Source organism: Streptomyces sp. SID5785 (assembly GCF_009870065.1).
Lineage (GTDB): Bacteria > Actinomycetota > Actinomycetes > Streptomycetales > Streptomycetaceae > Streptomyces.
The window spans coordinates 1-5,413 of record NZ_WWIA01000628.1 but is presented as its reverse complement, the minus strand read 5'-3'; the positions used below and the strand labels follow the sequence as shown (position 1 = coordinate 5,413).

General features: G+C 74.1%; 7 protein-coding genes. 5 read left to right on the top strand and 2 right to left on the bottom strand.

Annotated features, from left to right (window positions below; all coding sequences use genetic code 11):
- The first annotated feature begins 187 nt into the window (after positions 1-187).
- Positions 188-820: a TetR family transcriptional regulator gene (locus tag GTW43_RS20560; protein WP_161303483.1), complete on the top strand. Its 633-nt coding sequence runs from the start codon at positions 188-190 to the stop codon at positions 818-820.
- A 95-nt stretch (positions 821-915) separates the two neighbouring features.
- Positions 916-1,713, top strand: a complete 798-nt coding sequence (locus GTW43_RS20555; RefSeq protein ID WP_161303482.1) for a VOC family protein — start codon at positions 916-918, stop codon at positions 1,711-1,713.
- A gap of 25 nt (positions 1,714-1,738) precedes the next feature.
- Here the strand turns inward: GTW43_RS20555 and GTW43_RS20550 are convergent, their stop codons facing one another.
- On the bottom strand, positions 1,739-2,398 hold the full coding sequence (locus GTW43_RS20550; RefSeq protein ID WP_161303481.1) for a peptide deformylase: 660 nt from the start codon (positions 2,396-2,398) through the stop codon (positions 1,739-1,741).
- Between the two features lie 235 nt (positions 2,399-2,633).
- On the opposite strand from GTW43_RS20550, the gene GTW43_RS20545 reads away from it, so the two are divergent.
- Positions 2,634-3,368: a GNAT family N-acetyltransferase gene (locus tag GTW43_RS20545; protein WP_161303480.1), complete on the top strand. Its 735-nt coding sequence runs from the start codon at positions 2,634-2,636 to the stop codon at positions 3,366-3,368.
- A gap of 57 nt (positions 3,369-3,425) precedes the next feature.
- On the opposite strand, the gene GTW43_RS20540 is transcribed toward GTW43_RS20545, so the two are convergent.
- On the bottom strand, positions 3,426-3,785 hold the full coding sequence (locus tag GTW43_RS20540; RefSeq protein ID WP_161303485.1) for a MarR family winged helix-turn-helix transcriptional regulator: 360 nt from the start codon (positions 3,783-3,785) through the stop codon (positions 3,426-3,428).
- 188 nt (positions 3,786-3,973) lie between these two features.
- Between GTW43_RS20540 and GTW43_RS20535 the strand changes: the two genes are divergently transcribed.
- Together GTW43_RS20535 and GTW43_RS20530 are read left to right on the top strand one after the other, a co-directional pair.
- Positions 3,974-4,249 carry a hypothetical protein gene (locus GTW43_RS20535; protein WP_237536716.1) on the top strand — a complete coding sequence of 92 codons (276 nt, stop codon included), beginning with the start codon at positions 3,974-3,976 and terminating at the stop codon, positions 4,247-4,249.
- 110 nt (positions 4,250-4,359) lie between these two features.
- Positions 4,360-5,413, top strand: a 1,054-nt coding sequence (locus tag GTW43_RS20530; protein ID WP_161303479.1) for a 2,4-dienoyl-CoA reductase FMN-binding domain-containing protein, incomplete at its 3' end; no start/stop codon positions are given.

The following is a 5,413-nucleotide window of genomic DNA, read 5'->3' as shown; positions in this document are numbered from 1 at the left end:
CGCCCGCCGCCCCCGTCACGACCGCCACCCGGCCGCTCTGGTCGGCGATGTGCTCGGCGGTCCAGGGGGACTGCTTCCCGCGGCCGCCCTGCTGTCGACTGCTGTCCTGCTTCTGCGTCATGTGGCACAGGCTGGCGCCAATGGCACTTGGTGTCAAGACGCCTCCCGGTGTCATGCGTGGCATGGCATGTATGATGCGGGTGTGAGCACGCGACCTGATCTGAGCCTCGCCGCCCGCAAGCGGCAGCTCGTCTCGGACGAGCTGACCGAGTCGGCGCTGCAACTGCTGGCCCTCAAGGGCTTCGACGGGGTCACGGTCGACGAGATCGTGGCGGCCGCCGGGGTCTCCAAGCGGACCTTCTTCCGCTACTTCGCGTCCAAGGAGGACGTCGTCGTCCAGTTCCTGGCGGACATGGGCACCGACATGCGGGGCGCGCTCGCGGCCCGGCCGGACGGCGAGGCGCCGGCGCTGTCCCTGCGGCACGCCGTGCGGGTCCCGGTGACCACGTGCGCGGCCCACTCCGAGCGGGCCCTGCGCGTCGTGCGGCTCATCCTCGGCACGCCCGCGCTGCTCGCCCGCTTCCTGGAGCGACAGGACCGCTGGCGCGAGGAGCTCGCCGCGGAGCTCGCCCACCGGCTCGGACGCGACGCCGCCACTGATCTGTATCCGCGCCTGGCCGCCGGCACGGCCCTGACCGCCTTCCACGTCGTCCTGCAGCGCTGGAGCGCGAGCGACACCGCCCCTGACCCGGTCGCCCTCCTCGACGAGGCCTTCGACCTGGTCGCCCCGGCGCTCGACCCCGGGCCCGCACCCGCCTGAGCCACGGATCGCGGGGTGCGCCCGCCCGTCCTAGCGTGGAACCGCAGCCGCCGGGCCACGCCGGGCCGGGCGCTCCCACGGAAGGCTTCCGCGACATGCCCGCACCACTGGAAGGCGCGCCGGTCTGGGCCGACGCGATGTTCGCCGACCTGGAGGCCGCGAAGGCCTTCTACGCCGAGCTGTTCGGCTGGACCTACGACCCCTCGGCCGCGGAGTTCGGCGACTACACGCAGGCCAAGGACGCGGACGGCAGACACGTCGCCGCGCTGTGCCCGCAGATGCCGGGCACCCCCGAGGGCGTCCCGGCGGCCTGGAACCTGTACCTCGCCTCGCCGGACGTCGCGGCCGCGGCCGAGCGGATCAAGAGCGCCGGGGGCACGCTCATGATGGATCCGATGCGGGTCGGCGACTTCGGCACCATGGTCACGGCCCAGGACCCCGGCGGCGTGACCTTCAGCGTCTGGCAGGCCGACGCGCACCGGGGCTTCGAGTCGGTCAACGAGCCGGGCGCGTTCTGCTGGGCCGAGGTCACCGTGCGCGAGCCGGGCCGGACCGACGCCTTCTTCACCACGCTGTTCCCGTACGAGGCGAAGCAACTGCCCGACGAGCAGGTCGACTTCCAGGTGTGGCAGCTCGGCGGGCAGCCGGTGCTCGGCCGCATGAGGATGACGGAGGACTTCCCGCCGGAGGTGCCGTCCTACGTGAACGTCTACTTCGTCGTCGCGGACTGCGACACGGCGGTGGACACGGTCCGACGGCTCGGCGGACAGCTGCACTTCGGGCCCATGGACAGCCCCTTCGGGCGCTTCGCCTCCGTGGCCGACCCGCAGGGCGCGGCGTTCTCCGTCATCGACGTCACCCGGACGACCGGGGAGATGCCGCAGCTCGGCTGACCCGCGCGCGGGCCCCGGCGCGGGCTCAGTCCGTGCCGGGCAGGGTGAACCTCAGCTCCCGCGCGGCCCGTTCGGGCGTGGGATCGGCCCAGCGCGCGGCCGCGGCCTGGGTGGTCGTCAGCGAGCGCGGCTCCGCGCGGTCCAGGTACAGGGTCCCGTCCAGATGGTCCGTCTCGTGCTGGACGATCCGGGCGGGCCAGCCGGCGACCTCCTCGTCGAGCACGCGCCCGCGTTCGTCGAGGCCGCGCAGCCGCACCCGCTCGTGCCGGGCGGTCACCGCCTGGTAGCCGGGCACGCTCAGGCAGCCCTCGAAGAAGGCCGCGACGCGTCCGCCCGCCGCCTCGTACGACGGGTTCACGAGGACCCGGAACGCCAGCGGCACCCGCCCGCGCGCCAGGCGCACCTCGTCGGGCACGGCCGCCGCGTCCTCGAGCACCGCGAGCCGCAGCGGCACGCCGATCTGCGGCGCGGCGAGCCCCACTCCCGGCGCCGCGTGCATCGTGGCGCGCATCGCCTCGACGAGCCGGGCCAGCAGATCGCCGGACAGCTGCCCGTCGAAGGGCTCCGCGGGGCGGCGCAGCACCGGGTCGCCCGCGGCCACGATCGGCAGCGGGGACCCGGAGTCCAGGAGCGACTCGACGTGGTCGGTGAGCGGCACGGACGTCGCGGGAGGCACGGGAGGCATCGCGCCAGCATGCCAACAGCGGCCGCCGCGGAGCAACGCGGGGCGTGACCGCGGCCGTACGGCGGTGTTGCGGCCGGGTGAACGCGTTGCGGTGTCGTGAACAGGGAGGCCCACGGGAATGCGGGCCCCGGCGCGGACGGTTCGTCCAGGGTGCCGGTCATGAGGGTCATGGCCGCGGGACGTGAGCGGCGGGCGCGGGCGCAGCGCGCAACCGCCCGGGAGAAGGGGTGTCCGGATGACCCGGACGTACGAGGAGCGCGGCGGCACGGCCGCGCCGGGGCGGGCCGGTGAGCGGGTGCTCGACAACCCCGCGCACGCGGCGCTCGAGGGCCCGCACGCGGCGCTCGCCGAGCGGCGCGGCCGGGTGCTGCGCTACCCGCTCGACGTGTCGCCCTGGCTGGCGCTGCCGGACGACCCCGGCCCCGCCGACTGGGCCGACCTGGCGGCGCTCGCCGGGCCCGGCGCCGTCGTGCCGCTGCCGGGGGTGTCCGTCGACCTGCCCGAGGGCTGGGAGCTGACGGCGGACTTCGCCGGGGTGCAGCTCGTCGGTGACCGGGTGGACGCCGTGCCGGACCCCGAGGCCGTCCGGCTCACCGCCGAGGACGTTCCGGAGATGCTCGACCTCGTGGCCCGTACGCAGCCCGGGCCGTTCCTGCCGCGCACGATCGAGCTGGGCACCTACCTCGGCATCCGGCGCGGCGGCGCGCTCGTCGCGATGGCGGGCGAGCGGCTGCACCCGCCCGGCTGGACCGAGATCAGCGCCGTCTGCACCGACCCGGACCACCGCGGCCAGGGGCTGGCGGGGCGGCTCGTGCGGGCGGTCGCCGCGGGGATCGTGGAGCGGGGCGAGACGCCGTTCCTGCACACGGGCGCACGCAACGCCAACGCGATCCGGCTCTACGAGTCGCTCGGCTTCCGGCTGCGCCGTACCACCCGGTTCCGCGCGGCGCGGGTGCCCGCGGCGGCCTGACGCGTCGAGGGCCGGGGGCGATCGGGGGGTTTGGCCCGGGGCGTTCCGGAAGGCGTTCTAGATGCCCTGCGAGGCCTCGTTGTAGCGCGTCAGATAGGCCGCGAACTGCTCCAGGTCCGCCTCGGGCCAGTCACCGAGCCGCTCCAGCAGGGCCCGGCGGCGGCTGAGCGTGACCTGCTCCAGGATCTGGGCGCCCGCCTCGGTGGGCGCCAGCACCTGTACCCGGTGGTCGTCCGGGTCCGTCCGGCGCGCCACGAGCCCGGCCCGCTCGAGGGCGGCGACCTGGCGGCTGACCGTCGACTTGTCCAGTGCGTAGTGCGCGGCCAGGTCCGTGGCGCGGCAGCCGCCCCGCTCGTCGAGGTGGCCGAGCAGGGTGAACGAGACGAGCGAGAGCTCGGGGTGCATGCGCGCCGCCATGGCGCGGGCGCGCCGCGCGAAGACCGTCAGTTCGCGCTGGATGCCGGCGACGGCCTCCGCGCGGGCGGGGGCGGACTCGGTTGCTGCCACGGCGGGGTCCTTTCCGATGCTGGTTGCACTCTACAACTGGCCTCGGTCCGCCTTCTCGTGGAGGGGCGGGTCCCGGAACGGCGTCTTAGTCTCCGGGCATGAGCGAATCGCGAGAGATGTCCGCACCGCCCGAGCGGCTCACCCTCCAGATCAAGCCCCGGCTCACCGATGCCGAGGGCCGCACGGACCACGGCAATCCGCTGCGCGCGGTGACCGTGACCGCCACCGGCCGCCGGGGCGAGTCGGGGTATCCGCGCTACGCGGGCGAGGGCGTGCAGGCCGAGGTCGATCCCCGCAGCGGCGCTGTCGAGGCGGTGACCGTCGACGGGCGCGAGCTGCCCTACGGGTGGGTCGCGGAGGTGCTGGAGACGTAGACACGCCCCAGCGGGCGGAGCGCGTGGCGCAGGTCTCTTTTGCAACTTGTTGCACAAGGCGCGGGGGGTCGTCTACAACTGGGACGACGTTCGCCGCCGTGGAGGGACCCATGAGTCGATACCCGCACCTGCTCGCCCCGCTCGACCTGGGCTTCACGACGCTGCCCAACCGCGTCCTGATGGGCTCGATGCACGTGGGCCTCGAGGAGGCGGAGAACGGCTTCGCCCGCATGGCGGCCTTCTACGCCGAGCGGGCCCGCGGCGGAGTCGGCCTCATGGTCACCGGCGGCATCGCACCGAACGAAGCGGGCCGGCCCTGGGGCGGCGGCGCCAAGCTGACCACCGAGGAAGAGGCGGCGCAGCACCGCGAGGTCACCGACGCCGTGCACGCCGCCGGCGGCAGGATCGCGATGCAGATCCTGCACTTCGGCCGGTACGCGTACCACGAGGACCTCGTCGCACCGAGCCCCGTCCAGGCGCCCATCAGCCCCTTCCCGCCGCACGAGCTCACCGACGCCGAGGTCGAGCAGACGGTCGAGGACTTCGCGCGCGCCGCCGAGCTCGCCCGGTCCGCCGGGTACGACGGCGTCGAGATCATGGGCTCCGAGGGCTACCTCATCAACGAGTTCATCGTCGCCGCGACCAACCACCGCACCGACCGCTGGGGCGGCAGCTACGAGAACCGGACCCGCTTCCCCCTCGAGATCGTCCGCCGCGTCCGCGAGCGCGTCGGCAGCGACTTCATCGTCATCTACCGCCTCTCCATGCTCGACCTCGTGCCCGGCGGCTCCACCCTCGACGAGGTCGTGCAGCTCGCGAAGGAGGTGGAGGCGGCGGGCGCCACGATCATCAACACCGGCATCGGCTGGCACGAGGCCCGCATCCCCACCATCGCCACCTCGGTCCCGCGCGGCGCCTACACCTGGGTCACCAAGAAGGTCATGGGCGAGGTCTCGATCCCGCTCGTCACGACGAACCGCATCAACACCCCCGAGCTCGCCGAGGAACTGCTCGCCGACGGGGCCGCGGACATGGTCTCGATGGCCCGCCCGATGCTCGCGGACCCGGAGTTCGTGAACAAGGCCGCCGCCGACCGCTCCGACACCATCAACACCTGCATCGGCTGCAACCAGGCCTGCCTCGACCACACCTTCAGCGGCAAGA